The organism is Actinotalea sp. C106, from assembly GCF_023630195.1.
In the GTDB taxonomy this organism is placed as follows: Bacteria; Actinomycetota; Actinomycetes; order Actinomycetales; family Cellulomonadaceae; genus Actinotalea.
This window is the reverse complement of record NZ_JALPKN010000281.1, coordinates 1-3,884: the sequence shown is the minus strand read 5'-3', so window position 1 is coordinate 3,884 and position 3,884 is coordinate 1. Positions and strand designations below refer to the sequence as shown.

Here is a 3,884-nt window from a genome sequence, read left to right as displayed (position 1 = left end):
ACTCCTGCGCCCAGGCACCGCCCTCCCCCGCGAACCACACCACCGCGCACCCCTCCACCGCGCCGCCGGGCCGCACGCCACGGAGGGCGGGCGGCCCGGGCCACCGTGACCGGCAGCGGGAAGGACGCTAGGCCGGGCGGGCCAGCAACCCGGTGGGGGGGCGACGGGGCTGGGGACCCGTCGACCGACTCACGGCCTGTGGACAGCCGTGGTGCCTAGAGCACCGCCTGGAGGAAGGCCTGGGTGCGCTCCTCCTTGGGATCGCTGAACATCACGTCGGGGGCGGCCTCCTCGATGATGCGGCCCTGGTCGAACATGAGCACCCGGTTGGAGACGTCCCGCGCGAACTGCATCTCGTGGGTGACGATCAGCATGGTGATGTCGGTGTTCTTGGCGACCTCTCGCAGCACACCGAGCACCTCCCCCACCAGCTCGGGGTCCAGGGCCGAGGTCACCTCGTCCAGCAGCAGGATCTCGGGGTCCATCGCCAGGGCGCGGGCGATGGCCACGCGCTGCTGCTGCCCGCCCGAGAGCTGCATCGGGTGCGCGTCGGCCCGGTCGCCCAGGCCGACCTGCTCGAGCAGCTCCCGACCGCGGCGCTCGGCCTCCTCCTTGGACCGGCCGAGCACGTGCACCGGGGCCTCGGTGATGTTCTCCAGCACGTTCATGTTGGGGAACAGGTTGAACTGCTGGAACACCATGCCGATACGACGCCGGACGTTCGCCACGTCCTTGGCCTTGCGCTCCACCCGCTTGCCGTTGCGCAGCTCGTGGGTGAGCGGGTCGCCGTCGACGTAGATGTACCCGCCGGTGAGGTGCTCGAGGGTCATCAGCAGCCGCAGGATCGTCGTCTTCCCCGAGCCGCTGGGGCCGATGAGGGTCACGCGCTCGCCCTTGTCGACCATGAAGTTCAGGCCGTTGAGAACGACGGTGTCGCCGAACTTCTTGACCACGTCGTCGAACACGATCCGGGGGGTGCCCCCGCTGCCCGTACCGCTCGTCTGCGGCTCGGGGCCGCTGTCAGTAGGCAAGTTTCTTCTCCATTCGGCGCATGAGCACGGCCGTGGGGTAGCTGGCGGCGAGGAAGATCAGCCCGGCGATGGTGAACGCCTCGACGTAGGTGAACTCGTTGGCGCCGAACCTCCGGGCCTGCGTGACCATCTCCGCGACACCGATGACGATGAGGAACGGGGTGTCCTTGAACATCGCGATCGACCAGTTGCCCAACGAGGGCAGGGTGGCACGCAGGGCCTGGGGGATGATCACCGCGCGCCAGGTGCGGCTCTTGGGCAGGGAGAGGGCGGTGGCCGCCTCCCACTGCCCCTTGCGGATCGAGTCGATCCCCGCGCGGTAGGACTCGGCCATGTAGGTCGAGTAGTGCACGCCGAGCACGATGTACGCGATCGTCATGACCTCGAGCTCGACGAAGACGTAGTAGACGAAGAACAGCTGCAGCGGCAGCGGCGTCATCCGGATGACGTCGAGCACCCAGGCGAGGACCTTGGCGATCGGCGTGGGCAGCTCGCGGAGCGCGAGGGCCCAGATCAACCCGAGCACCGCGGCGATGATCGTGCCCACCACGGTCAGCAGCAGGGTGATCTCGACGAAGGCCCGGAGCAGCTCGGGGAACGCCTCGGCGGCGGCCTCCCAGTCCCAGCTGAAGTCGTTCATCACGCCACCGCCCCTGCTGTCGCCTTCGTGGTCTGCGCCTTGGTGGGCTTGAGCCCGAGCTTGCGCTGCGCCCGGAGCTCAAGGGCCCGCAGGATCGAGGAGAACCCGAGGGAGATGAGGTAGTAGAGCGCGAAGCCGACGCCGAAGGCGAAGTACGTGCCCTCGGTCCGGCGCAGGTTGTCCACCACGAAGGTGAGGTCGTGCAGGAAGATCAGCAGCGCGAGGGCCGTGCCCTTGACCAGCATCACCATGAGGTTGTTGAGCCCGGGGAGCATCAGCGCCCAGGCCTGGGGCCAGATGATCCGGCGCATCTTGGTCGCCCAGGACATCGACAGGGCCGTGGTGCCCTCCCACTGCGCCTTGGGCACGGCGTTCAGCGAGCCGCGGACCACCTCAGCGCCGTAGGCGCCGTAGTTGAGACCCAGGGCGATGATGCCGGTGAGCATCGAGTCCATGCGCAGCCCGAACTGCGGGAGCACGAAGAACAGCCAGAACAGCTGGACCACGAGGGAGGTGCCGCGGAAGAACTCCACGACGACCCGGGAGACCCCCCGCAGCACGGCGGCCTCGGAGATGGCTGCCAGCCCGAGGACGACCGCGACGGCGAAGGCCAGCGCGGCGCCCCCGAGCGACAGCCCGAGAGTGATCTGGATGCCTGACCACAGCTGTGGCCAGGCATCCAGCAACGACTCAAGGAGTTCCAAGGAACCGCTCGATCACTCGGCGTCGGGAAGCTCGCCGGCGCACAGCATGTCGGTGGTGATGTCCTCGGTGGGACGCTCGGCGTCGCTGAAGCCGAAGGGCCCGAGCACCCGCTCGAACTCGGCCGTGTCACCGATGATCTGCGCCGAGGCCTCGTTGTAGGCCTCGCGCAGGTCGTCGTCGCCCTCACGGAAGACGGTGGCACCGGCGCCCACCTGCTCCTTGCCGTCGACCACGGCGACGAACGCGTCGGTCACCTCGACCGGGGCGTCCGGGTTGTTCTCGGCCAGGGCACGCAGCGAGATCCCGGTCAGCGCGAAGACGTCGGCGCGGCCGCTGACGACGGCGTCCAGACCGTCGGCCGGGGAGCCGACCGCCATGACCTCGACACCCAGGTCGGTCGCGTAGCCGTCCTCGATCGCACCGCTCATGGCGGAGAAGGTGATGTCGTCGGCCTCGGCGACGTCCTGCATGTTCTCCAGGCCCATCGGGTTGCCCTCGGGGACGAGCAGCGCCGTGGTGTACATGATCTCGGGGATGCTGAACGCGGCCTGCTCGCAACGCTCAGGGAGGATCGACATGCCGGCACTGATCGCGTCGAAGCGGCCCGCGTTGAGCCCCGGGATGAGGGAGTCCCACTCGACGAGCTCGCCCTGGACGTCGTCGATGCCCAGCTCGGCGAAGACCTCCTCGTGCAGCGCGATGACGGCGCCGTCGAGCTCGTTCGAGTCGTTGAGGAAGCTGTAGGGCTCCTCACCGGCGATGCCGACGGTGATGGTCCCGGACTCCTGGGCCTCGGCGAGGGCCCCGCCGCTCTCCGCGGTGGTCTCACCACCGGTGTCGGTCTCGGTGTCCGTGTCGCCGTCGCTGCTGCAGGCGCCCAGCAGGCCCAGGGCCAGGATGCTGGCTCCGGCGGTCAGGGCGCGGTTCCTGCGCGAGATGCTCGTCATGAGGTTCCCTTCGGTTTGAAAACGAGGCAAGGCCCCCCTGCCGAAGGCCGTTAAGCCCGCAACACAGGATGAATCGCCCCGAATGGTCATGGCGCAACGACCAACCTAGGCACGCTCACGCGCAGGGTTCAAGGCGAGTGCTGTGCCCTGTGACCACCCGGGGCCTTGTCTGCGACACCCCCGGGAAAGCCTCACTGACCAGCGGCGATACTGAGCCTTGACCATGTCATGATCTCGTCGTGACACCCCCCCAGGTACCCCCCGGATCGTTACTCAGCCGAAACATTGGGGCGGCGGCTCAGCCACGTGCCGGGGACCAGGAGCACCACGACGGCCACCGCCGCCGCGACCGCCACGAGGCGTACCCACCCCGGGCCCGGGCCGCCGAGACCGCTGCGCACCCAAACGGCCGCCAGGAGCATCACCTGCGCCACGAGCTGCACCGCGAGCACCGAGCGACCGATCCGGGCCAGCAGCCGTCCCTCCACCAGGGCGCGCCAGCCCACGTGCTGAGCGAGGGCCGCCCCGCGCAGCACGAGGTGCACCGCGAGCACCAGCAGC

Annotated in this window: 5 protein-coding genes; all 5 read right to left on the bottom strand. The window is 69.1% G+C overall.

The window, feature by feature from the left end; genetic code table 11:
* Positions 1-215 precede the first annotated feature (215 nt).
* On the bottom strand, positions 216-953 hold the full coding sequence (gene ehuA / locus L0B03_RS14920; RefSeq protein ID WP_308200079.1) for an ectoine/hydroxyectoine ABC transporter ATP-binding protein EhuA: 738 nt from the start codon (positions 951-953) through the stop codon (positions 216-218).
* Positions 954-1,020: 67 nt separating this feature from the next.
* On the bottom strand, positions 1,021-1,671 hold the full coding sequence (gene ehuD / locus L0B03_RS14915) for an ectoine/hydroxyectoine ABC transporter permease subunit EhuD (RefSeq protein ID WP_250447188.1): 651 nt from the start codon (positions 1,669-1,671) through the stop codon (positions 1,021-1,023).
* A complete protein-coding gene (locus L0B03_RS14910) occupies positions 1,671-2,375 on the bottom strand; it encodes an amino acid ABC transporter permease (RefSeq protein ID WP_250447187.1) in 705 nt (234 codons plus the stop codon). Before L0B03_RS14910 ends, ehuD begins: the two co-directional genes overlap by 1 nt.
* Positions 2,376-2,387: 12 nt before the next feature.
* Positions 2,388-3,323, bottom strand: a complete 936-nt coding sequence (locus L0B03_RS14905) for a transporter substrate-binding domain-containing protein (protein WP_250447185.1) — start codon at positions 3,321-3,323, stop codon at positions 2,388-2,390.
* Positions 3,324-3,592: 269 nt separating this feature from the next.
* A partial coding sequence (locus L0B03_RS14900) for a hypothetical protein (protein WP_250447183.1) occupies positions 3,593-3,884 on the bottom strand: 292 nt, incomplete at its 5' end.

Coding starts and splice junctions, on each gene's coding strand:
- ehuD (WP_250447188.1), bottom strand. CDS start 1,671: ATGAACGACTTCAGCTGGGACTGGGAGGCCGCCGCCGAGGCGTTCCCC.
- L0B03_RS14905 (WP_250447185.1), bottom strand. CDS start 3,323: ATGACGAGCATCTCGCGCAGGAACCGCGCCCTGACCGCCGGAGCCAGC.